19 protein-coding genes and 1 pseudogene are annotated in these 22,981 nt (G+C 71.0%); 9 read left to right on the top strand and 11 right to left on the bottom strand.

From position 1 onward, the window contains the following. Nucleotides 1-67 precede the first annotated feature (67 nt). The 3 genes from SALPAC3_RS0110255 to SALPAC3_RS0110245 all read right to left on the bottom strand — a co-directional run bounded on the left by SALPAC3_RS0110255 (nt 68) and on the right by SALPAC3_RS0110245 (nt 4,378). Nucleotides 68-2,086 (bottom strand): ABC transporter ATP-binding protein, encoded by a 2,019-nt coding sequence (locus SALPAC3_RS0110255; protein WP_026185419.1) that lies wholly within the window; start codon nt 2,084-2,086, stop codon nt 68-70. Next, complete coding sequence (locus tag SALPAC3_RS0110250; RefSeq protein WP_018221153.1) at nt 2,083-3,816, bottom strand: ABC transporter ATP-binding protein; 1,734 nt, start codon at nt 3,814-3,816, stop codon at nt 2,083-2,085. The genes SALPAC3_RS0110255 and SALPAC3_RS0110250 overlap by 4 nt, the downstream gene beginning before the upstream one ends. 115 nt (nt 3,817-3,931) lie before the next feature. After that, the gene (locus SALPAC3_RS0110245) at nt 3,932-4,378 is read right to left on the bottom strand and encodes a DoxX family protein (RefSeq protein ID WP_018221152.1); all 447 of its coding nucleotides are present in this window, start codon (nt 4,376-4,378) and stop codon (nt 3,932-3,934) included. Between the two features lie 80 nt (nt 4,379-4,458). Here SALPAC3_RS0110245 and SALPAC3_RS0110240 point away from each other — a divergent pair, with 80 nt between their 5' ends. Next, the gene (locus SALPAC3_RS0110240) at nt 4,459-5,088 is read left to right on the top strand and encodes a TetR/AcrR family transcriptional regulator (RefSeq protein ID WP_018221151.1); all 630 of its coding nucleotides are present in this window, start codon (nt 4,459-4,461) and stop codon (nt 5,086-5,088) included. On the opposite strand, the gene SALPAC3_RS0110235 is transcribed toward SALPAC3_RS0110240, so the two are convergent. Further along, a complete protein-coding gene (locus tag SALPAC3_RS0110235; RefSeq protein WP_026185418.1) occupies nt 4,997-5,554 on the bottom strand; it encodes a MarR family winged helix-turn-helix transcriptional regulator in 558 nt (185 codons plus the stop codon). The two genes, SALPAC3_RS0110240 and SALPAC3_RS0110235, sit on opposite strands and share 92 nt — an antisense overlap. Nucleotides 5,555-5,606: 52 nt before the next feature. On the opposite strand from SALPAC3_RS0110235, the gene SALPAC3_RS0110230 reads away from it, so the two are divergent. Beyond that, a complete protein-coding gene (locus SALPAC3_RS0110230; RefSeq protein WP_018221149.1) occupies nt 5,607-7,232 on the top strand; it encodes a DHA2 family efflux MFS transporter permease subunit in 1,626 nt (541 codons plus the stop codon). A 33-nt stretch (nt 7,233-7,265) separates the two neighbouring features. Here SALPAC3_RS0110230 and SALPAC3_RS0110225 read toward each other — a convergent pair whose 3' ends face one another. From SALPAC3_RS0110225 to SALPAC3_RS0110210, 4 genes are all read right to left on the bottom strand, one after another. Further along, a complete protein-coding gene (locus SALPAC3_RS0110225) occupies nt 7,266-8,705 on the bottom strand; it encodes a GuaB1 family IMP dehydrogenase-related protein (protein ID WP_018221148.1) in 1,440 nt (479 codons plus the stop codon). Nucleotides 8,706-8,852: 147 nt separating this feature from the next. After that, nucleotides 8,853-10,604 (bottom strand): acetyl/propionyl/methylcrotonyl-CoA carboxylase subunit alpha, encoded by a 1,752-nt coding sequence (locus SALPAC3_RS0110220; protein ID WP_018221147.1) that lies wholly within the window; start codon nt 10,602-10,604, stop codon nt 8,853-8,855. Between the two features lie 132 nt (nt 10,605-10,736). After that, complete coding sequence (locus SALPAC3_RS0110215) at nt 10,737-11,390, bottom strand: O-methyltransferase (protein ID WP_018221146.1); 654 nt, start codon at nt 11,388-11,390, stop codon at nt 10,737-10,739. A gap of 40 nt (nt 11,391-11,430) precedes the next feature. After that, entirely contained in the window at nt 11,431-12,111 is a 681-nt protein-coding gene (locus tag SALPAC3_RS0110210; protein WP_018221145.1) for a Maf family protein, read from the bottom strand. Nucleotides 12,112-13,064: 953 nt separating this feature from the next. On the opposite strand from SALPAC3_RS0110210, the pseudogene SALPAC3_RS0110200 reads away from it, so the two are divergent. Beyond that, nucleotides 13,065-14,367 (top strand): annotated as a pseudogene (locus tag SALPAC3_RS0110200) (serine/threonine-protein kinase); the annotation flags it as partial. A 26-nt stretch (nt 14,368-14,393) separates the two neighbouring features. Here the strand turns inward: SALPAC3_RS0110200 and SALPAC3_RS0110195 are convergent. After that, on the bottom strand, nt 14,394-14,606 hold the full coding sequence (locus SALPAC3_RS0110195; protein ID WP_018221142.1) for an acyl-CoA carboxylase subunit epsilon: 213 nt from the start codon (nt 14,604-14,606) through the stop codon (nt 14,394-14,396). Between the two features lie 90 nt (nt 14,607-14,696). Between SALPAC3_RS0110195 and SALPAC3_RS0110190 the strand changes: the two genes are divergently transcribed. The 4 genes from SALPAC3_RS0110190 to SALPAC3_RS0110175 all read left to right on the top strand — a co-directional run bounded on the left by SALPAC3_RS0110190 (nt 14,697) and on the right by SALPAC3_RS0110175 (nt 18,883). Continuing rightward, nucleotides 14,697-16,583 carry a serine/threonine-protein kinase gene (locus SALPAC3_RS0110190; RefSeq protein ID WP_018221141.1) on the top strand — a complete coding sequence of 629 codons (1,887 nt, stop codon included), beginning with the start codon at nt 14,697-14,699 and terminating at the stop codon, nt 16,581-16,583. A gap of 75 nt (nt 16,584-16,658) precedes the next feature. Continuing rightward, complete coding sequence (locus SALPAC3_RS0110185; protein WP_018221140.1) at nt 16,659-17,402, top strand: M50 family metallopeptidase; 744 nt, start codon at nt 16,659-16,661, stop codon at nt 17,400-17,402. 106 nt (nt 17,403-17,508) lie between these two features. Next, the gene (locus tag SALPAC3_RS0110180; protein WP_018221139.1) at nt 17,509-18,009 is read left to right on the top strand and encodes a SigE family RNA polymerase sigma factor; all 501 of its coding nucleotides are present in this window, start codon (nt 17,509-17,511) and stop codon (nt 18,007-18,009) included. Continuing rightward, nucleotides 18,002-18,883 (top strand): hypothetical protein, encoded by an 882-nt coding sequence (locus SALPAC3_RS0110175; protein ID WP_018221138.1) that lies wholly within the window; start codon nt 18,002-18,004, stop codon nt 18,881-18,883. Before SALPAC3_RS0110180 ends, SALPAC3_RS0110175 begins: the two co-directional genes overlap by 8 nt. Nucleotides 18,884-18,901: 18 nt before the next feature. Here the strand turns inward: SALPAC3_RS0110175 and SALPAC3_RS0110170 are convergent, their stop codons facing one another. Continuing rightward, nucleotides 18,902-20,485 (bottom strand): acyl-CoA carboxylase subunit beta, encoded by a 1,584-nt coding sequence (locus SALPAC3_RS0110170; protein ID WP_018221137.1) that lies wholly within the window; start codon nt 20,483-20,485, stop codon nt 18,902-18,904. Nucleotides 20,486-20,570: 85 nt separating this feature from the next. Here SALPAC3_RS0110170 and SALPAC3_RS0110165 point away from each other — a divergent pair, with 85 nt between their 5' ends. Beyond that, complete coding sequence (locus SALPAC3_RS0110165; protein ID WP_018221136.1) at nt 20,571-21,446, top strand: biotin--[acetyl-CoA-carboxylase] ligase; 876 nt, start codon at nt 20,571-20,573, stop codon at nt 21,444-21,446. A 64-nt stretch (nt 21,447-21,510) separates the two neighbouring features. After that, a complete protein-coding gene (locus SALPAC3_RS0110160) occupies nt 21,511-22,134 on the top strand; it encodes a PH domain-containing protein (protein WP_196231356.1) in 624 nt (207 codons plus the stop codon). Between the two features lie 121 nt (nt 22,135-22,255). Here SALPAC3_RS0110160 and SALPAC3_RS0110155 read toward each other — a convergent pair whose 3' ends face one another. Then, on the bottom strand, nt 22,256-22,951 hold the full coding sequence (locus SALPAC3_RS0110155; RefSeq protein WP_018221134.1) for a GtrA family protein: 696 nt from the start codon (nt 22,949-22,951) through the stop codon (nt 22,256-22,258). Between the last annotated feature and the right edge of the window lie 30 nt (nt 22,952-22,981).

Here is a 22,981-nt window from a genome sequence, read left to right as displayed (position 1 = left end):
TGCCGGCGGTCGACTCGCCTTCCGTGCGGTAGGCGTTCTTCCGTGGTCCCCGCTGCCCCTTCGCCGGCTACGGAGCCGAGATCGGTTCGGATTCGGTCGGCCGGCCCTGGGTGAACTGGGACCGATGCAGGCCGGCGTACGGGCCGTCGGCCGCGAGCAACTCGTCGTGGGTGCCCTGTTCGACGATGCGCCCGTCCACCATCATCAGGATCAGGTCGGCGTCGCGGATGGTGGAGAGCCGGTGTGCGATCACGAAGCTGGTGCGGTCGGAGCGCAGCGCCGCCATCGCCCGTTGGAGCAGCACCTCGGTCCGGGTGTCCACGGAGCTGGTGGCCTCGTCGAGGATCAGCAGTGACGGCTCGGCGAGGAAGGCGCGGGCGATGGTGATGAGCTGCCGCTCGCCGGCGCTGATGTTGCTCCCCTCCTCGTCGATCACGGTGTCGTAGCCATCGGGCAGGCTGCGTACGAAGCGGTCCACGAAGGTCGCCCGGGCCGCGGCCAGGATCTCCTCCTCGGTGGCGTCGGGTCGGCCGTAGGCGATGTTCTCCCGGATCGTGCCGGTGAACAGCCAGGTGTCCTGGAGCACCATGCCGATGCGACAGCGTAGGTCGTCCCGGCGCAGCCCGGTGATGTCCACTCCGTCGAGGGTGATCCGACCCGCGTTCAGCTCGTAGAAGCGCAGCACCAGGTTGACCAGGGTGGTCTTGCCGGCCCCAGTCGGCCCGACGATCGCCACCGTCTGGCCGGGCTCGGCGGTCAGCGACAGGTCCTCGATCAACGGCTCGTCCGGCGTGTACCGGAAGGAGACGTGCTCGAACGCGACCCGTCCGCGGGGTGCGGTCAGTTGGGCCGGGGAGGTCGGTTCCGGAGTCTGCTCCTCGGCGTCGAGCACCGCGAAGACCCGCTCGGCGGAGGCGACCCCGGACTGGAGCAGGTTCGTCATCGCGGCGAGCTGGGTGAGCGGCTGGGTGAACTGGCGGGAGTACTGGATGAAGGCCTGCACGTCGCCGAGGGTCATCGTGCCCGATGCCACCCGGAGCCCGCCGACCACGGCGATCGCCACGTAGCTCAGGTTTCCGATGAACATCATCGCCGGCATGATGATTCCGGAGATGAACTGCGCCCCGAAGCTGGCCTGGAACAGCTCCTCGTTCTTGGCCGCGAAGGAGGTTTGCACAGCCCGCTGCCGGCCGAAGACCTTGACCAACTCGTGGCCGGTGAAAGCCTCCTCGATCTGACCGTTGAGCTCCGCGGTGTGCGTCCACTGGGCGACGAACCGCGGCTGGGACCGCTTCGCGATCTGCTGGGTGACGAGGACCGACAGGGGTACCGCCACCAGTGCGATCAGGGCCAACAGTGGCGAGATCCAGAACATCATGGCGAGCACCCCGACCACGGTGAGCAGCGCGGTGAGCAGTTGGCTCAGGGTCTGCTGCAGGCTGACCGAGATGTTGTCGATGTCGTTGGTGACCCGGCTGAGCAGCTCACCCCGGGGCTGCCGGTCGAAGTAGGGCAGGGGCAGCCGGTTCAGCTTGGCCGCCACGTCCTCGCGTAGCCGGTGCACGGTCCGCTGCACAATCCCGGTGAGCAGCCAGCCCTGCGCCCAGATGAGCAGGGACGCCGCGGCAAAGAGGGCGAGCGCCAGCAGCAGCGCCCGGGCCAGCGCGGCCGAGTCGATCCCGGCGCCGGGGACCACGTCCATCCGGGTGATGATGTCGGCGAAGCTGTCGTTGCCCGCCGCGCGCGCCGCCGCGGCGGCAGCCTCCGTCGTCGTGCCGGGTTCGAGTTGTCTCCCCAACACCCCAGCGAAGATCAGGTCGGTGGCGTGGCCGAGCACTCTCGGGCCGACCACGTTCAGGCCGACACCGAGCACCGTCAGGGCGATCACCCCGATCAGGGGGAGACGGTGCGGGCGCAGCCGTCCGAGGAGGCGCCGAGCCGACGGCCCGAAGGACATCGACCGTTCGGCGGGCATGCCCGGCCCCGGCCAGGACGGCCCGCTGCCGCGTTGGCCGCCGGCTGGTAGCCGCTGGGGCGTGGGCTCCTCGCCGGGTGGGTTCTTCTTCGGTACGACCGGAGCACTCACGCCGTCACCCCCGTGCTCTGCTGAGATGCGACGATCTCCGCGTACGTGGGGCAGTTCGTCAGTAACTCGGCGTGCCGGCCGATCCCCACGACACCCCCGTCCTCCAGCACCACGATCTGGTCGGCGTCTGCCACGGTGGCGACCCGCTGCGCCACGACCACCACCGCCGCGTCGGCGGTGACTGGGCGCAGCGCCGCCCGCAGCCGTGCGTCGGTGCCGAGGTCAAGGGCGGAGAAGGAGTCGTCGAAGAGGTAGATCTCTGGTCGGCGGACCAGCGCCCGGGCGATGGCCAGCCGCTGCCGCTGCCCGCCGGAGAGGTTGGTGCCCCCCTGCGCTACCGGTGCGTCCAGCCCGTCCGGCAGCGCCGCGACGAAGTCGTGGGCCTGCGCCACCTCCAGCGCCGCCCACAGCTCGGCCTCGGTGGCGTTTGGGTTGCCGTGTCGCAGGTTGGTGGCGATCGTGCCGGTGAACAGGTACGGGCGCTGGGGCACCAGGCCGATCCGCTGCCACAGTACCTCCGGCGCGAGATCCCGGACGTTGACCCCGTCCACCAGCACCGCGCCGGAGGTGGCGTCGATCAGTCGTGGGATCAGGGCGAGCAGGGTGCTCTTGCCGGCGCCGGTGCTGCCGATGATCGCGGTGGTCGTGCCCGGGGTCACCCGGAACGACACGTCCCGCAGCACCGGCTCGGCCGCACCCGGGTACTGGAATCGCACCTTGTGTAGCTCCACCTCGGCTCGGCCCGGCGGTGTGGTGACCGGCTCCGGTGGGGGCGTGACCGAGGTTTCGGTCGCCAGCACCTCGCTGACCCGCTCCGCGCAGACCGCCGCTCTCGGCACCATCATCAGCATGAAGGTGGCCATCATGACCGCCATCAGGATCTGCATCAGGTACTGGAGGAAGGCGGTGAGGGAGCCGACCTCGATGGCGCCGGCGTCGACCCGTCCGGCACCGAACCAGAGCACCGCGACGCTGGAGACGTTGAGGACCAGCATCACGATCGGGAAGATCAGTGCTGCCAGTCGGCCGGTCTGCAGGGCGGTCGCGGTCAGGTCGGTGTTGGCGGTGGCGAAGCGCCGGGTCTCGACCGGTTCCCGGACGAACGCCCGTACCACCCGGATGCCGGTGATCTGCTCGCGGAGGACCCGGTTGACGGTGTCGATGCGGGTCTGCATGAGTCGGAATCCGGGCACCATCCGTCGGATCACCTGCCCCAGGCCGAGCGCCAGGACGGGGACGCTGACCAGCAGCAGCCAGGAGAGCCCGAGGTCCTCGCGGAGCGCCATCACCACCCCGCCGACGCTCATGATCGGCGCGGCGACCAGCATCGTGCAGCTCATCAGCACCAGCATCTGCACCTGCTGCACGTCGTTGGTGTTGCGAGTGATCAGCGATGGTGCGCCGAAGTGGGCGACCTCCCGCGCGGAGAAGGTGTTGACGTGGGCGAAGAGCGCCGCCCGGACATCCCGGCCGTACGCCATCGCGGTGCGGGCGCCGAGGTAGACGGCGGCGATCGAGCAGACGATCTGTACCAGGCTGACGACGAGCATCCAGGCCCCGGTGCGGAGGATGAAGCCGGTGTCGCCGCGGGCCACGCCAAGGTCGATGATGTCGGCGTTGAGGCTCGGCAGGTACAGCGAGGCGATGGTGCCGACGAACTGGAGGGCGACCACGGCCGCCAGCGGGCGGTGGTAGGGGCGTAGGTAGGTGCGGAGCAGTTGGATCAGCACGCCGGCTCTCCGTGGGGCTCGCCTGGGTCGGCCCGGGCGGTCAGGATGACCAGCGCCCGAGTGGTGTGTCCTGGCGGGGGGCTAGGTTCACCCGGGCAGGTTAGTGGCCGGATCGTCAGGTGCCAACCGAAATGGCGACGGCGGTGGCGACGAAGATTCCCTGCATGGCGGTACGGGCGGCCAGCGGGGTGACGGGACGGCCGGCCAGGGTGAGCTTGCGTCGTGCCCCGGACACGTTCGCCGGGAACATCGCCAGCATCAGGACGGCCAGCCCGGCGGCGGCCCACCGGGCGGTGGGAGGAGCCAGGAGCGCCGCCGCGCCGAGTAGCTCCAGCATCCCGGTGAGGGTGACCAGGATCCTGGGGTGGGGGAGTCGTGGTGGCACCAGCGCGACGAGGTCGGCCCGGCGTCGTGGGCTGAAGTGCGCCAGGCCGGTGACCGTGAGCATCAGGGCGAGCCCCACCCGCAGAGCGGGGTGCCAGCCGTCGAGCGCACCCACGCCGGCCAGGCCGGCCAGCCGGGCTAACCCGGTGCCGGCCACCAGTGTGATCAGTGGAACCATCGGAACCTCCAAGCCGATCTTGTCGGTGCCAAGACTGCCTCCGTCGGCATATCTTGTCAACGGCAAGATATGCTTCCGGGATGACCGGTGTACGTGGCTACCATCACGGCGATCTTCGGCGGGTCCTGCTCGCCACCGCCGCGGTGGCGATCGAGGAGTCCGGGCCCGCCGCCCTGAGCCTGCGCGACCTCGCCCGCCGAGCCGGCGTGTCGCATGCGGCGCCCGCCCATCACTTCGGCGACAAGCCGGGGTTGCTCACCGCGCTCGCGGTCGAGGGCTTCGACCTGCTCGCCGCGGCGCTGCAGACCGGCGACAGCCTGCTCGAGATGGGGGTGGCCTACGTGGATTTCGCCGTCCGGCGTCGGGCGCACTTCGAGGTGATGTACCGCCCCGACCTCTACCGCGTCGACGCGCCGGAGGTGGTGGCGGCCCGAGGACGATCGCGTGCGGTCCTGCGCTCGGCGGTGGCTGACCTGCCGCCGGGGCCGGGCGCGGCGGGTGGCGCCGCCGGGGACGCGCTCGCCGCCTGGTCCATCGTGCATGGCTTCGCCACCCTGTGGAATGCGGGCGCCCTGCCGGACGAGGCGGGGGACGATCCACGGGAGGCCGCTCGCGCCGTCATTCGTCGGCTGTTCGGATCCCGCGTGTCTGACGGTGACGTACGAGGTCGGGCGGCTCCGCCGGCGCGGTCACCACATACTCCCGCATAACCTCGGCCACCTGCAGCAGGAAGGTGGCGGTAGCGGCTGCCTGCTCCGGCGTGAGCCGGTCGACCGCCTGTTCGATGCCGGCCAGCATCGGCTGTAGTGCCGCCGACACCTCGTCGTACCCCTCGTCGGTGACCTGCAGCGCCACCCGGCGGCGGTCCTGCGGATGCGGCGTACGCGCCAGGTGGCCGGCTCGGACCAGCCGATCCACCAGCACGGTGGCCGAGGCGGACCGGATGCCGAGGCGGTTGCCCAACTCCACCGGGCCGAGCGGGACCGGGCTGGCGGCGAGGTGGTCGATGGCGGCGGCGTCGGTGACCCCGATCCCGAGCCGGCGGGCCAGCGCCCCCCGGGTGTCGCTGGCAGCCCGGATCACCTCGCGCAACGCCCGGGCGGTTCGGCTGGTCGAGGGAGCTTCGCTGTATGGCCCGCGACGCGAGCCGGGGGTGGTTGACGCGGCGCTGTCCACGGGACGAAGCTAGCAGCTCAGGTAGCTAGATAAACTAGCGATCGGAGCGAGTATGCCGAAGCAGGGACGTGGCCGCTGGTGGGGGCTGCTCGCCATCAGCCTCGGAGTCGCCACGATCATCGTCGACGTAACGATCGTCAACGTCGCCGTCCCGGCGATCATCGCCGACCTCGGTGTCAGCTCCGCCGGGGCGCAGTGGGTCCAGGAGGCGTACACCCTCGTCTTCGCCGCCCTGCTCCTGGTCGCCGGCCGCTTCGCTGACCGTGCCGGCCGCCGCCGGATGTTCGTCGTCGGCGTGCTGGTCTTCGTCGTCGCCAGCCTGCTCGCCGCGTCCGCCGGCTCCGGTGCGGAGCTGATCGGGGCGCGGGTGCTCCAAGGGCTCGGCGGCGCGATGATGCTGCCCACCTCACTGTCCCTGCTGAACGCGAACTTCGCCGGCCGAGAGCGGGCGATCGCCTTCGCGGTCTGGGGCTCCACCATCGGCGGGGCCGCCGCGCTCGGCCCGCTGCTCGGCGGCTGGCTCACCACCGAGCTCTCCTGGCGGTGGGCCTTCGGCATCAACCTGCCGATCGGCCTGCTGGTCGTCACCGCCACGCTCGCGCTGGTCCCCGAATCCCGCGACGACCGGGTCGAGCGCGGCATCGACCTGATTGGGGCGCTGCTGTCGGTGCTCGGCATGACCGGCGTCGTCTTCGCCCTCATCGAGGGGCGCACGTACGGCTGGTGGGGGTTGGCGAAGCCGGTCAAAATCCTCGGCCTGGACTGGCCCGCCGTGATCTCACCGGTGCCGGTCGTCGGGGTGACCGGCCTGGCCGCCCTCGCCCTTCTGGTCACCCACCAGGTGCGCCGTAACCGGGTCGGTCGGCCGGCGCTGATCGACCTGTCGCTGTTTCGGATCGGCTCCTTCCGGACCGGCGTCACCGCCGCCGCGATCGTCAGCCTGGGCGAGTTCGGTCTCCTCTTCGCGCTCCCGCTCTGGTATCAGAACGTGCTCGGCTACAGCGCCTTCCACACCGGCCTGGCGCTGCTGCCCCTCGCCGTCGGGAGCTTCCTCTCCAGTGCGCTCGGAGCGCTTCTCGTCAAACGGTGGGGCACCACCCGGGTGGTGCAACTCGGCGTAGCCGCGGAGATCGCCGGCATCGCCGGACTCGGCCTCGTGGTTGCCCCCGACACCCACTGGTGGGCTCCGCTCGGCCTGCTCTTCGTCTACGGCGTCGGCGTCGGTCTGGCCACCGCCCAGCTCACCGGGGTGTCGCTGCGAGAGGTGCCGGTCCGGCGCAGCGGCCAGGGGTCCGGGGTGCAGAGCACCGCGCGGCAGGTCGGCTCCGCCCTCGGCATCGCCGTGCTCGGCACGGTCCTCTTCGCCGGGCTCAGCGGGCTTCTCGGGGCGCGGCTCGCTGATCGCCCCGAGCTCGATTCCACCCAGCGGGAACAGGTGGTGACTGAGGTCCGGGAGAGTGGCGGAGCGGCGATCGCCGGGCTCGCCGCCGACCCCCGCACCGCGCCGATCGCCGAGGAGGCGAAGGCCGCCTTCGCCGATGCCACCCGGTACGCCGCCTTCACCGCCGCCGGCTTCCTGATTATCGGACTGATCGCCTGTGCCCGACTGCCCCGGGACCGCCCCGAGGCGGCGGAGCCGGCGCCGACGCCGCAGCCGGCGGGCAGCCCGGTCAGCTAGACCGCGGCGGGCCGCCGCCGGGTGGCGTTCGAGTCACCAGCTCGTCGGAATCGGCATCCCCTCGGTGTAGCCGGCCGCGCTCTGCACCCCGACCAGCGCCCGCTCGTGGAACTCGGTGAGGTTGTGCGCCCCCGCATAGGTGAAGGCGCTGCGTACCCCGGAGATGATCTCGTCAACGAGGTCCTCCACGCCCGGCCGGTCCGGGTCCAGGTACATCCGCGCCGACGAGATGCCCTCCTCGAAGATCGCCTTCCGGGCGCGGTCGTACGCGGAGTCCTCCGCCGTCCGAGCGCTGACCGCCCGGGCCGAGGCCATGCCGAAGCTCTCCTTGTAGCGGCGGCCGTCGGCGTCGGAGTAGAGGTCGCCCGGGGACTCGTAGGTGCCGGCGAACCAAGAACCGATCATGACGTTCGAGGCCCCCGCGGCCAGCGCCAACGCCACATCGCGGGGGTACCGGACCCCGCCGTCCGCCCACACGTGCCGGCCCACCGCCCGCGCCGCCGCGGCGCAGTCCAGGACCGCCGAGAACTGGGGTCGGCCCACCCCGGTCATCATTCGGGTGGTGCACATCGCCCCCGGCCCCACGCCGACCTTCACGATGTCCGCACCCGCCGCAACGAGATCGCGTACGCCGTCGGCGGTGACCACGTTGCCGGCCGCGACCGGAACGGCCGGATCGAGCGCGCGTACCGCCCGCAGGGCGGAGAGCATCCGTTCCTGGTGGCCGTGCGCCGTGTCCACGACCAGGGTGTCCACCCCGGCCTCCAGCAGGGCTCGCGCCTTGCCGGTGACGTCGCCGTTGATGCCCACCGCCGCGGCGATGCGCAGCCGGCCCCGGTCGTCGAGTGCCGGTCGGTACAGCGTGGCCCGCAAAGCACCCGACCGGGTCAGCACGCCGACCAGCCGCTCCTGCTCGTCCACCACCGGCGCCAGCCGACGCCGGCCGGCCGAGAGCCGGTCGAAGCCGGTACGCGGATCGGCGTCCGCCGAAACCGTGTGCAGCTCTACCGACATCACGTGCCGTAGCTGCGCGAACCGGTCCACGCCCACCGTGTCGGCCTCGGTGACCACCCCGACCGGCCGGCCGGACTCGTCCACCACGACCACCGCGCCGTGCGACCGCTTCGGCAGCAGGTGGATGGCGTCGCCGACCGTATCGGTCGGACCCAGGGTGATCGGGGTGTCGTACACCAGGTGCCGCTGCTTGACCCAGGCGACGACGTTCGCGACCACCTCGATCGGGATGTCCTGCGGGATGACCGCGATGCCACCCCGTCGAGCCACGGTCTCGGCCATTCGGCGGCCCGCCACCGCGGTCATGTTCGACACCACCAACGGGATGGTGGTGCCGGTGCCGTCACCGGTCGACAGGTCGACGTCGAGCCGGGACGCCACCTCGGAGCGGGCCGGGGCCATGAAGACGTCGTTGTAGGTCAGGTCATGCGCGGGGACCGCGCTGTGTAGGAACCGCACTCGGCCATCATGACTGGCTGCCCCGGCTCGCGTTCCCCAGGTCGGCCAACATCCCGCCGGCTGGCCAACCGGGCGGTGCCGCAGCGCCACGACGCGGGCGGCCGCGTCGGCGGTGTATGTCTTCCGAACCGCGGCAGCCAGCGCGCCTCAGGCGATGGTGCAGATCGCGCCACCAGCGGTGATGACCGCGCCGATCTCGGCGGCGAGGCTGCTGACCGTGCCCGCCTGGTGCGCGTGCAGCGGCTGCTCCATCTTCATCGCCTCCAAGACCACGACCAGGTCGCCCTCGGCCACGATGTCTCCGTCCGCGACCGCGATCTTCACGATCGTGCCCTGCATGGGGGAGGTGAGCGTGTCGCCGCTGACCGCGGCCCCGGCCTTCGCCGCGCCGCGCCGACGGGCCGGCTTCTTCGCCGTGGGCGCGGCGGCGGCCGTACCGGCGCCGAAGCCGGCCGGGAGGCTGACCTCCAGCCGCTTGCCGCCCACCTCCACCACCACGGTGTCGCGCTCCGCCGGGCCCTCGGTGGGGCCGGCAGCGGCGGTGAAGGCCGGCACGGTGTTGTCGAACTCGGTCTCGATCCACCGGGTGTGCACCGTGAACGGCTCGGTGGTGAAGGCCTCATCCCGGACCACCAGCCGGTGGAACGGCAGCGCGGTGGCCATGCCCTCAACCACCATCTCGTCCAGCACGCGACGGGCCCGCTCCAGTGCCTCGGTACGCGTCTCGCCAGTCACGATCACCTTGGCCAGGAGCGAGTCGAAGTTGCCGCCGATCACATCGCCGGCGGTGACCCCGGTGTCGACCCGTACTCCCGGACCGGTCGGCAGGCGCAGCGCGGTGATCGTGCCCGGGGCGGGCAGAAAGCCCCGGCCCGGGTCCTCACCGTTGATCCGGAACTCGATGGAGTGTCCGCGGGGCGTCGGGTCCTCGGTGAACCGCAGCTTCTCCCCGTCCGCGATGCGGAACTGCTCCCGGACCAGGTCGACCCCGGCCGTCACCTCGGTCACCGGATGCTCCACCTGAAGTCGGGTGTTGACCTCCAGGAAGGAGATGGTGCCGTCGGCGCCGACCAGATATTCGACGGTGCCGGCACCGTGGTAGCCGGCCTCCCGACAGATGGCCTTGGCCGAGTCGTGGATCTGCTGTCGCTGCGCGTCGGTGAGGAACGGCGCCGGCGCCTCCTCGACCAGCTTCTGGTGCCGGCGTTGGAGGGAGCAGTCCCGGGTGCCCACCACGATGACGTTGCCGTGCTGGTCGGCGAGGACCTGCGCCTCCACGTGTCGTGGCTGGTCCAGGTACCGCTCGACGAAACACTCACCCCGGCCGAACGCGGCGACCGCCTCCCGGGTGGCCGACTCGAACAGGTGGGGGATCTCCGTCATCGTTCGGGCCACCTTCAGGCCGCGACCACCCCCGCCGAAGGCCGCCTTGATGGCGACCGGCAGGCCGTGGTCGGCGGCGAAGGTCAACACCTCGTCGGCGCTGCCGACCGGGTCCGGGGTGCCGGGTACCAGCGGTGCGCCCGCGCGTTGCGCGATGTGTCGGGCGGTCACCTTGTCCCCCAGGTCGCGGATCGCCTGTGGGCTCGGCCCGATCCAGGTCAGCCCGGCGTCGATCACCGCCTGGGCGAAGTCGGCGTTCTCGGAGAGGAAGCCGTAGCCCGGGTGCACCGCGTCGGCACCGGACCGCGCCGCGACCTCGATCAGCTTCTCCATGCGCAGGTAGCTGTCGGCGGCGGTGTCACCGCCGAGCGCGTACGCCTCATCGGCCAGGGTGGCGTGCAGGGCGTCGCGGTCGGAGTCCGCGTAGACGGCGACGCTGGCCAGGCCGGCATCGCGGCACGCGCGGATGACGCGGACAGCGATCTCGCCGCGGTTGGCGATGAGTACCTTGCGCACCTTGGGGGCTCCTCCCGGGGTGTTCGTTGACGGGGAGTGTATCGGCCCTGCCGAAGCTCCCTAACGAGCGCTAAGTGTGGGATGCCGCACTGCCCGTTCACCGACCGTCTCGCAGCGCCCGTGGCGGGCCGGTCAGCGCACTCGGGCCAGGGTCAGCCCGTCGGCGATCGGCAGCATCACCGGGTCAACCCGTACGTCGGCCAGCACCTCGTCGTTGAACGCGGCGATGGCCTGGTCGCCGGCGTCCTGCGGGGCGAGCACCCGGCCGTCGCGGAGGACGTTGTCGACGGCGATCACTCCGCCGGGCCGCATCCTGGGCACCAACTCCGCCCAGTATGCCGAGTAGCCGACCTTGTCGGCGTCGATGAAAGCGAAGTCGAGGTGGCGGTCGGCCGGTAGTTCCCGCAGCGTCTCTCCGGCGGGGCCGATCCGCAGCCGCACCCGGTCGTCCACACCGGCCCGGGTCCAGTAGCGCCGAGCGATCCCGGTGAACTCCTCCGAAACGTCGAAGCAGTTCAGCTGCCCGTCCTCGGCCAGCCCGCGGGCGATCGCCAGCGCGGAGAGCCCGGTGAAGGTACCGACCTCGACCGCCTGTCGCGCCCCCAGTAGCCGGGTCAGAAAGGTCAGGAACGCGGCCTGCTCCGGCGCCACCTGCATCTGAGCGTCCTCCGGCAGGTGCGCCCGGGTCTCCTCGATCAGGTCGAGCATGACCTGATCCGGCGGGCTTCCGTGTGCGACCAGGTACGCGTGCAACTCCGACGTCAACGGGATGGACTTGGTGGTCAACGCTGCTCCTTCGTGCTCTCGACGGCGAGACTCTCGGTGGTCAGGATCCAGGGTTCGGCTTCGGGGTAGCTGGGGCACCGGACGTCGGGGCACTCGGTGTGCCGCGACGCCACAGGTCGGTGATCGGTAGACCAAGCTCGGCCAGGAGGCGGCGCAGCAGCGGCAGGGAGAGGCCCACCACCGTGCCGGGGTCGCCCTCGATCCGCTCCACGAATGGACCCCCCAACCCATCGATGGTGAACGCGCCGGCCACGGCCAGGGGCTCGCCCGTGTTGACGTACGTGGCGATCTCGTCGTCGCTTACCGCGGCGAAGTGCACGGTCGTGGCGGCGACGGCCTCCGCCCGTCGGGACGCCGTCGCGTCAATGAGGCAGTGCCCGCTGTGCAGGATTCCGCTGCGCCCCCGCATCCGCTCCCAGCGGCGGACGGCGTCAGCCCCATCGGCGGGCTTGCCGAAGATCTGGCCGTCGAACTCCAGCACCGAGTCGCACCCGATCACCAGCGTGCGCTGGTCTTTGGCGGGGCGCAGCCGGGTCAGGACCGCCTGCGCTTTCAGCCGGGCCAGCTCAAGGCAGAGCTCATCGGCGCGATCGCTGGCCACGAGGGACTCGTCAACGCCGCTGACCAGTACATCCGGCTCGATCCCCGCTGCCTGGAGGGTCTTGCGGCGGGCCGGGCTCGCGGAGGCGAGGACGAGGCGAAGCGGTAGAGATCCAGACACGACACCGACGTTACCTGCTCCGTCCCCGGCGCTTGGGAGGCTGAGCTCCCGGCCAGTGGGATCACCGCGCCGGAACCCGGGGCGCGGCCAGCAACGTCGATTGGTGTGGTCGATGGCGGGGTCGGGTCGGTCGGCCTGTCCTGCGGCGGGGGGAGTGTCGGACTCACCCCTGATCTGACTCCCCCCGATGGTCGGGATCAGAGGTGCGCGGGGTCTCCTCGGAGTTGGGGTGGGTCGGGCTCGCCGGTCGGTCCGTCGGTGCCGAGGACCCCGGTGCGGCCCAGAAGGGCGGGACGGTGGGCTCGCTGGGGAAGCCCTTGCCGCCCCCCGGACGCGAGCCGGCTCCACCGGTCGGTGCGGTGCCCGCGCCGCCACCGCCGATCACCCCGCCGCGGGGGCGGCGTGGCGCGCCATCGGTGCGGGAGGGGCAGCCCGCTCCCGGGCTCGGGTCGGTGCTGCTGGGCGCGGGGGTGGTTCGGTTCTTCGATGGGGTCGGCGTTGGCTCGGGGGCGGCTCCGGGCGACGGGGGCGGAAGGGGCACGGGAACAGCCGCCTTCGGGCCTGCCGCCTCGGACTCGTACGGCCGTTCTTGGTGGAGCTTCGCCTGGTGCTCCTCAGCTATCTTCACAACGCCGCTCAGGCTGGGAAACTGGGCCGCTGGGCGACCCTCACCCTCCTCGATCATCGTCCCTCCTGTCTGTTACCGCGCCGTTTCCATGAGTGAGCGTAGCGGGTGTGGGATGGGAGTTGCATCCCTGGAATAGCGCATATCAGATGAGATGCCTCGAGTTGGATGGCCTCGTAGTGGAGTCAATCGATCGCGTCAGCGCGATCGTGGACGCGGAAACCGGTAGTCAGCCCACCGGCCTTGGGGCTGCCGTGACGTGGATCTTCGTCGCGCGGTGGCGTGCCGCCCGACTGGCCGTTTTCGGCGCCCGGTACCGTTTTAGGTGATGTTGAACGCACCCTCGGAACTCGTCGCTGGCCGGTATCGGCTCTTGTCGCCGATCGGTCAGGGTGGCATGGGTCGGGTGTGGAAGGCGCAGGACGAGGTGCTGCATCGGACTGTGGCGATCAAGGAGTTGGTTCCGCCGCCCAGTCTCACCGATGAGGAGCGCCGTGAGATGCGGGAGCGTTCGCTGCGCGAGGCGCGGGCGATCGCTCGTCTCAATCACGTCAACGTCGTTCGTATCTTCGATGTGCTGCGTACCGATGGTGATCCGTGGATTGTGATGGAGTATGTGGCGTCGAAGTCTCTCCAGGACACGCTGGCGGAGCAGGGGTCGGTGTCGCCGGCCCGGGCGGTGCAGATTGGTCTGGGGGTGCTTGGTGCGCTGAAGGCGGCGCACAAGGCGGGGGTGATGCACCGGGACGTCAAGCCGGGCAATGTGTTGCTCGGTGAGGACGGGCGGGTGGTGTTGACCGATTTCGGTCTTGCCACGGTTCCGGGTGACCCGAATGTCACCCGTACTGGCATGGTGCTCGGCTCGCCTGCGTACATCGCGCCCGAGCGGGCACGGGACGGTACTGCCGGGCCGGAGGCGGATCTCTGGTCGCTGGGGGCGACCCTGTACGCGGCGGTGGAGGGTAAGTCGCCGTATGCTCGTCCCTCGGCGATCGCGACCCTCGCGGCGCTGGCCACCGAGCCGCCGCCGCCGCCGAAGAACGCCGGACCGCTGCGTCCGGTGCTCAACGGCCTGCTGCGTAAGGATCCGACCGAGCGGATCACCGCTGAGGTGGCGGAGCGACTACTGCGCCGGACCGACGCCCCCTCCACGGCGACGCCGGCCAACGCCCGCTGGGCTGACCTCCGCCCAGGCAACAGGCGCGCGGCTGCGCCGGTCGGTCTTCCGGTGGCCCGAGCGGACGCCGGGCCGGCGGTGAAGGCCGGCGAGTCGGGTATCCCGGCATCGCCCGGGCCCCCGCCAGCCGTGCCCGGTGCGCAGCGTTACCCCACCCGCCACCGGTGGTTGTTCAGCGCAGTTGCGGGCCTGCTTCTGCTCGGTGCCGTGCTGTTTTCCGGATGGCTACTCGCCACCCGACCATTGATCGGCGCCGTGGCGGGCCTGCTTCTGCTCGGCGCCGTGATGGCCTATCCCCGGCGCACCCCGGACGACGACGGCGTGGATCCGGATCCCGTCCGGCCCGGCGCCGCGCCCACCGCGGGTCGGGCGCCTTCGACGGCCGAGGCCGGCTAGATCGGGTCGTGACCCGGGGGCGGGCTCGCCGGCACCGGGGCCCTCGGTGCAGACCGGATGACCGGTGCGGGGCGGAAGTCGTCGTCAGCGGGGCAGGCCGGAGGCGCGCCAGGCGTCCGGGCCGGCGGCATGGCCGGTACTGGCGGGGCGGGCGCCGCGCGCCCAGGCGGAAACCGTGGGTCGGGCGGGGATTGTCGCCGGCCTGGGATGAACGACGATCGCGCCCACCAGGGCGGCCAACTCCTCAGCGGTCGGCGTGCCGTGAACGACACGGAACAGTGGCTCCTCGGCAGACATGGCGTCAGCGTACGCGTGGAGCTTGGATCTTCGTCGCGCGGTGGCGTGCCGCCCGAGTTGCCGCCGTCGCCGCCGGGTACCGTTTCAGCGATGTCGAACGCACCCTCGGAACTCGTCGCTGGCCGGTATCGGCTCTTGTCGCCGATCGGTCAGGGTGGCATGGGTCGGGTGTGGAAGGCGCAGGACGAGGTGCTGCATCGGACTGTGGCGATCAAGGAGTTGGTTCCGCCGCCCAGTCTCACCGATGAGGAGCGCCGTGAGATGCGGGAGCGTTCGCTGCGCGAGGCGCGGGCGATCGCTCGTCTCAATCACGTCAACGTCGTTCGTATCTTCGATGTGCTGCGTACCGATGGTGATCCGTGGATTGTGATGGAGTATGTGGCGTCGAAGTCTCTCCAGGACACGCTGGCGGAGCAGGGGTCGGTGTCGCCGGCCCGGGCGGTGCAGATTGGTCTGGGGGTGCTTGGTGCGCTGAAGGCGGCGCACAAGGCGGGGGTGATGCACCGGGACGTCAAGCCGGGCAATGTGTTGCTCGGTGAGGACGGGCGGGTGGTGTTGACCGATTTCGGTCTTGCCACGGTTCCGGGTGACCCGAATGTCACCCGTACTGGCATGGTGCTCGGCTCGCCTGCGTACATCGCGCCCGAGCGGGCACGGGACGGTACTGCCGGGCCGGAGGCGGATCTCTGGTCGCTGGGGGCGACCCTGTACGCGGCGGTGGAGGGTAAGTCGCCGTATGCTCGTCCCTCGGCGATCGCGACCCTCGCGGCGCTGGCCACCGAGCCGCCGCCGCCGCCGAAGAACGCCGGACCGCTGCGTCCGGTGCTCAACGGCCTGCTGCGTAAGGATCCGACCGAGCGGATCACCGCCGAGGTGGCGGAGCGACTACTGCGCCGAGCCGGCGGCAAGCGTTCACAGCTCATCCCGCTGCTGTCCGGCGTACGCCGGCCCGGGCCGAACCGTCGCCCGGGGCGGACGCCGGCGGCTGTGCCGGCGCCGCGACCGGCGCCGAAGCTGTCCGAACCCCCGGCGTCGGTGGCACCGGCATCGCCGCCGTCGCCCGGTGCGCCACCACCGACGGCCGAGCCGCCGGCGGATGCCGCCCGCACCGCGAAGGTGACGGGTACCGGCCCGACCGCGCCGGTCGATCCTCCGGTGGACCGACCGTACGCCGACCCGACGGCGAAGCTCGGTGGGCTGTCGGCTGCCCCGGTATCGTCCATGTCCCCACCCGGGGTGCCCGCGGCCGGTACGAAGCGTCACGTCACCCGTCGCAACCTGCTGATCGGTGCCGTGGTGGTCCTGCTCCTGCTTGGTGCCGTGGTGGCCTATCCGCGGCTCGCCACGGAGGGTGACGGAGTGGATCCGGGTGCCGTCGCGACCGGTGCCGGGGCCACCACGGCTCCGGCCGACTCGGCTCCGAGCGCCACGGCGCCAACGAGCCCCCCGACGGCCAGCGCCAGCCCTCCGCCGGCCAGCGTCAGCCCGACCCCGAGTGGCACGGCAGGCGCGGCCCTGCCGGCCGGCTGGAAGCTACACCGGGACGCCACGGGATTTGTGGTGCCGGTGCCGCCGGGGTTCGACCTGGACTACCGCCGGCAATGGGGTCGGGGGCCGGAGGACTATCGGGTCCGGTTCTCCGACGGTCAGGGGCGGGCCCTGCTCATCGACCAGACGACGACGCCACTGGACGATGCCGTGGCCGACTGGCGTAAGCAGGAGGCTGCCCGACGCGACGGCTACCGTGGCTACCAGCACGTCAAGATCGTTTCAGTGGACTACTGGGATGAGGCCGCCGACTGGGAGTGGATCTTCGATGACGACTACGGACGTCGGTTGCACGTCCGCAATCGTGGCTTCGTGACCGCACCCGACAAGGGGTACGCGATCCGCTGGGACTGCCCGGAGGACGACTGGGCGGCGAACGAGTCGATCTTCGAAATCATCGCCGCCGGTTTTGTGCCAGTACGTAGCTGATCTCCTCCCGGCTGGCCGAGGGCGGCCAGATCGGGCCGGAGGTCGGCCGGGACGAGGGCGGTAGGCTCCCCGCCCATGGTGTCGATCGACGGTCTGACCGGTATCTGGGACACACTGCTCGGCGCGCAGCCGGACCCGCCTCCGCTGCTGGTGCTGCTGACCGGGGTGGGGGCGTTGGTTGTGGTCAGCGCCGGTCGACCCTGGCGGGTCGCCCGCAACGCGGTCACCATCGCCCACGAGGGCGGGCACGCCCTGGCCGCCCTGCTCACCGGCCGTCGCCTGCATGGCATCCGGCTGCACTCGGACACCTCCGGGCTCACCCTCTCCGCCGGTCGCCCCACCGGACCCGGCATGGTGATCACCCTGCTCGCCGGCTACCTGGCTCCACCGCTGGTCGGGCTTGCCGGTGCCGGAATCCTCGGTGGCAACCGGATCACCCTGCTGTTGTGGATCGCCGTCGCACTGCTGCTGGCGATGCTGGTCCTGATCCGCAACGTCTTCGGAGTGCTGTCGCTGCTGGTCACCGGAGGGCTCGTACTCGCCGTCTCCTGGTACGCCGCACCACAGGTGCAGGCGGCGTTCGCGTACACCGGGGTGTGGTTCCTGCTGCTCGGCGGTATCCGCCCGGTGGTCGAGCTGCAACGGCTACGCGCCAGCGGCCGGATGCCCGCCTCCGACGCCGACCAACTCGCCGGCATCACCCCCTTCCCCGCGTTCTTCTGGGTCACGATGTTCGCCCTGGTCAACCTGGTCGTGCTGGGTGTCGGCGCGGCTCTGTTGGCCGGCCCGGCCCTGACCGGGTACGGGCTGACCGGCTGAACCGGAGCCCGGGTTGGCCCAGTCGGGGCGGAAAAGCCGGGAGCTGCCGGCAACCTGGGGCCGGCGCTGGGGCGTGTCCTCTGCGACCGCCACGGGAGGTAGCCAGGTGCCGGATGTCGATGGGTTCGACGAGTTCTATCGGGGGAGCCGACAGCGGCTGCTCGGCTTCGTGTACGTGCTCACCGGTGATCTCACCGAGGCCCAGGATGCGGTGCAGGAGGCGTATATCCGGGCCTGGCAGCGCTGGTCCACGGTGAGCGGGTACGACAACCCGGAGGCGTGGGTGCGGGTGGTGGCGAGCCGGATCGCGGTCAGCCGATGGCGCAGCCTGCGCAGCCGCGCCCGGGCGTACCTGCGGCACGGTGCCACCGAGAGCGTCCCGGCGCCAAGCACCGACACGGTGGCGGTGGTCGCCGCACTACGCCGGCTGCCGGAGGAGCAGCGCATCGCGATCGCGCTCTACTACCTGGTGGGGATGCCCGTCGTCGAGGTGGCCCGGGAGACCAACGCCCCGGTCGGCACCGTCAAGGCCCGGCTGGCTCGCGGCCGGGCTGCTCTCGCCGGGCTGCTCGCTGTCGTCGATCTGGAGGAGGCCGTCGATGCGTGATGAGTTGAGCGTCTCCGAGCCGATGCAACGCGGCCTGCGCGACGTCCGTTGGCTGGAGGCGGCGGAGCTCCGTGCTCGGGCCCGCCGTCGCAGCCGGCGTACCGCCCTGTTGGCGGGGATCGTCCTGGTGGGGACCTTGGCGGTGGTCACCGTCGCGGTGATCAACCCCCCATGGAGCTACTCACCGGCCACCTCGGTACCGGTGCAGGCCGCGGTGGGAAGCACCCCCGCGTCGCCCGCCGGGCAGGTTACGGCGGTGCGTTCCGACCTTCCGCCCGAGCTCTTCGTCCAACAGTCGGACCTGGTCGTGCGCACGGAGCTGCACCTCGGCGAGGCCGCCCTGGGCGGGACGGTCACGCTGGGGCTCGGGCGCGACCGATGTGGCCCGGGCCCGGAAGCGGAGGCGTGGATGAACCGGTCGCAGACGCTACTGCGGTGGTCGGCCGGCGGCCCCGATCGGCTCGGCGACATCCTGGTTGTGCAGGATCTGTATCGGTTCCGCGGTGATGACGCGGCTCGTTTCTTCGCCGAGGTCCGACAGACGATCGCTTCCTGCCCCCAGCAGGGGGAGGTCTGGACGGCCTACCACGAAGGCAGCGCGGTGGAACTGAAAGCGCTGCACCACTGGGACACCCCGCAGGTGGACTTCGCCGGTGAGGAGTCGCTCCTGCTGCGGCATTCGTCCTCCCTGTCCGTCAACCCCACGACGGGCGAACCGCAGGCCGTGGCGAACTCACCGGAGCTGCGGGTCGTGTTGCGCGTCGGTGACCTGGTGACGGTGCTCTTCCTCAGCATGGCCGGCGAGGCGGAACTGGTCCGCCTCGCCGACGTGGCGGCCCGCCGCATGTGCACCGCCGCCAGCCCGCCCTGCTGAACCCCGCTGACCGCACACCTACAGCGGGATGTTGCCGTGCTTCTTCGGGGGCAGGGTCTCGCGCTTGGTACGCAGGACCCGCAGCGCGCGGACGATCTGTGCCCGGGTTTCGTGTGGCGGGATGACCGAGTCGATGTACCCGCGTTCGGCGGCGATGTACGGGTTGGCGAGGGTGTCCTCGTATTCGGTGATCAGCTCGGCGCGCCGCGCCGCCGGGTCGGCGGCGCCGGCCAGCTCCTGCCGGTGCAGGATGTTGACCGCCCCCTGCGCTCCCATCACCGCGATCTGGGCGGTTGGCCAGGCGAAATTCAGGTCCGCGCCGAGGTGCTTGGAGCCCATGACGTCGTACGCGCCGCCGTACGCCTTGCGGGTGATGACGGTGACCTTCCCGACGGTGGCCTCGGCATACGCGTAGATGAGCTTCGCGCCCCGGCGGATGATGCCCTCCCACTCCTGGCTGGTGCCGGGGAGGAAGCCGGGTACGTCCACGAAGGTGAGTACCGGAATGTTGAACGCGTCGCAGGTGCGGACGAAGCGCGCGGCCTTCTCCGACGCGGCGATGTCCAGCGTGCCGGCGAAGTGCATGGGCTGATTCGCGACCACGCCGACCGGCCGGCCCTCGACCCGGCCGTAGCCGACGATCAGGTTCTGCGCGTACAGCGGCTGCACCTCAAGGAACTCGCCCTCGTCGAGGACGTGCTCGATGACCTGGTGCATGTCGTATGGCTGGTTCGCCGAGTCCGGGATGAGGGTGTCCAGCTCCCGGTCATCGTCGCTGATCTCGAGGTCCATGTCGACCGGGTACGTGACCGGCTCGTCCAGGTTGTTCGACGGCAGGTACGACAGCAGCGCCCGGACGTACTCGATCGCGTCCTCCTCGTCGGTGGCGAGGTAGTGCGCGTTGCCGCTGCGCGAGTTGTGCGTACGGGCGCCGCCCAGCTCCTCCATTGCGACGTCCTCACCGGTGACGGTCTTGATCACGTCCGGGCCGGTGATGAACATGTGTGAGGTCTGGTCGACCATCACGGTGAAGTCGGTGACCGCGGGCGAGTAGACGGCGCCACCCGCGCACGGGCCCAGGATGAGCGAGATCTGCGGGATGACGCCACTGGCCCGCACGTTGCGGAAGAAGATCTCGCCGTAGAGGCCGAGCGAGGCGACGCCCTCCTGGATTCGCGCCCCGCCGGAGTCGTTGATCCCGATGACCGGGCACCCGATCTTCATGGCCAGGTCCATCACCTTGACGATCTTCTCGCCGAAGACTTCGCCGAGGGAGCCGCCGAAGACCGTGAAGTCCTGTGCGAAGACGCAGACCTGGCGGTCGTCGATGGTCCCGTAGCCGGTGATGACGCCGTCGCCGTAGGGGCGGGTCTTCGCCAGTCCGAAGTTGGTGGACCGGTGTCGGGCCAGCTCGTCCAGTTCGACGAAGGAGCCCGGGTCGAGGAGGAGCTCGATCCGTTCCCGCGCGGTTTTCTTGCCCCGTGCGTGCTGCTTGTCCACGGCGCGCGCCGACCCGGCGTGCACCGCCTCGTCGATCCGACGCTCCAGGTCCGCCAGCTTGCCCGCGGTGCTGTGGATGTTGGTCCCGGTCTCGGTAGTCACCAAGGGAATATAACGATGGTTCAGCTCGGCGCCGCTGTGCAGTACGCCTCACCACCGGTGATCGGGAGGGCCGTAGGCTGGCGGGATGCTGGGTTCCCCGTACACCGATCTGGATCGCCCACCACTGTCGGTGGCGCGGCTGCGTCGCGCGTTGGTCGCGCCGCACGGTGCCTGGGCCCGGCTGGAGCTTCTCGCGGAGACCGGTTCGACCAACGCGGACGTGGCCGAGTATGCCCGCTCGGGGGAGCCGGAGGGCCTGGTACTGGTCGCGGAGCGGCAGCGTGCGGGGCGGGGGCGGCGGGGCCGTGACTGGCAGTCGCCGGCCCGGGCGGGGATCGCGACCAGCGTCCTGCTTCGGCCGGGGGAGGCGGTGGCCGAGCGGGGCTGGGCGCCGGTGCCACCGTCGGCGTACGGGTGGCTGCCGCTGCTCGCCGGAGTGGCGCTGGTACAGGCGGTGACCCGGCTGGCCGAGTTGGAGGCCACCCTGAAGTGGCCGAACGATCTGCTCATCGGTGCGGCGAAGTGCGGCGGCATCCTCGCCGAGGGGGTGCCGATGGCAAGTGCGGCGGCGCCCCCCGCGATCGTCCTCGGCATCGGGCTGAACGTGACTCTTCGTGCTGATGAGTTGCCGGCGAACCCGAATGGTCTGCCGGCGACCTCGCTGCAGTTGGCCGGTGCCGCGGCGACCGACCGGGATCCGTTGTTGCGGGCGCTGCTCCGGTCGCTGGGCGACTGGTATGGGCGGTGGCGGGCCGCTGAGGGTGATGCGGTGGCCAGCGGCCTGCGCGCGGCGTACCTGGCCGTCTGTGCCACCGTGGACCGTCCGGTCCGGGTGCTGCTGCCGGACGGCGGCGAGTTGACCGGCACGGCGACCGGCGTTGACGCCGACGGCCAGCTGGTGGTGGCCACCCCGGAGGCCACCCGGCACCTCTCCGCCGGCGACATTCTGCATCTGCGCTGAACGGCCACGGCTGACCGGCGGGGCCGAGTTCGGTAGCGCTGTCGTCGTCCGGCCCGCGCGGCTGATGTCGTGGGATGAGGTGAGCGGTTACGGTCTGCGCGTCCGATCTGTGCTGGAGGTACCCGTGGCGTTTCCGGAGGACGTGCTCACCGAGGACGAGCACGTCGTGCTGCATCTGCACCCGCACTGGAAGGCCCTGGTCCGGCCGGTCGCGGTGATGGTGCTCGCCGTCGCGGTGGTGGTGGCCGCCCTGGTGCTGGCCCCCGACGGTGCTGGCCGGGCGGCGGCGTTGGTGGTGCTGGGCGGGGCGGCGCTGGTGGGGGTGCTCTGGTTCGCGCTCTGGCCGGCGCTGGTCTGGCAGGCGACCCACTACCTGTTCACCAGTGAGCGGGTGCTCATCCAACAGGGCGTGCTCTCCCGGGACCGCCGGGACATCCCGCTCACCCGGGTCACCGACCATGCGATGCAGCAGCGCCTCAGCGAGCGGTTGTTCGGCTGCGGAACCCTGACCATCGACTCCGCGGGGGAGCGTGGGCGGTCGGTGTTGGTTGATGTGCCGCAGGTGGGGCGGGTGCAGACCACGCTCTACGAGCTGGTGGAGGCGCAGTACGACCGACCGCCGTCCGGCGACGCCGAGCCTCGGGAGGCGCTGACCGAGGCCCGGGACGGCAGGCCGTCCGGGGAGTAGGGCTGAGCGGTCCCGTCGCAGCCGGGCTGAGCTGGCTCCGGGTCGGGCTGGTCCGGGTCGGGCTGGCTCCGGTCGGGCCGGGGCGGGCTGGGCCGGCGCCCCGCCCCGGAGCCGGGCACGGTCAGGGGCGACGGGATCGGCGGGTGCTCGTCTGCAGCTCCGCGGCGAGCTCGGCGGCCAGCTCCCGGTCCAGGTCGAGGCGGGCGTCCAGCGGGATGGTCAGGCCTTGGATCGGTGCGCGGAGGGGGTGGTGGGTGCCCGGTGGCGGGGCGGTTTCCTCCAGCTCCGAGACCGACTCCGCCAGCTCGGCGACCGGGTCCATCTCGGCCATCGTGTCCCACTCGTCGCGGGGGATGCTGTGCCAGTTGTTGGTGGCCGGCGCTGGTGCGGGTTGGAAGACGAACGTCCGGTAGGACCAGAACCGGAACAGCGTCGCCAGCAGGATGCCCATCGTCTTGGCGAGGTTGAGGGCGAGCAGGCTGGTCACGCCGAGGCCGTATTTGGCCGCGGCCAGCACGCCCAGCTCGATGAGGAGCCCCGCACCGTTGAAAAGGAAGAAAAGGGCATACTCGCGTCTAACTGCTGTTTTCGGGCGATCACGGTACGTCCAGTGGCGATTCATCAGGTACGACGTGATCGTCGCGGTGATGGTGGCGACGACCGTCGCCTTCAGTGCGCCGCCCTGGAAGACAGTGAGTGCAAGGGCGTTGAACACCGCGTAATTGATAACGGTGTTGACGCCTCCGACGATGCCGAATTTGAGCGCCTCATGCAGGAACTTCTGCCAGCGCTCGGGCAGGAGACGGACAAGACGCATGCAGAACACCTTAAGCGAGTTGGCTGGGCC

The organism is Salinispora pacifica DSM 45544 (genome assembly GCF_000378845.1).
In the GTDB taxonomy this organism is placed as follows: Bacteria; Actinomycetota; Actinomycetes; order Mycobacteriales; family Micromonosporaceae; genus Micromonospora; species Micromonospora pacifica.
Note: the sequence above shows the minus strand (reverse complement) of the source record. Positions and strands in the feature narration are given on the sequence as shown.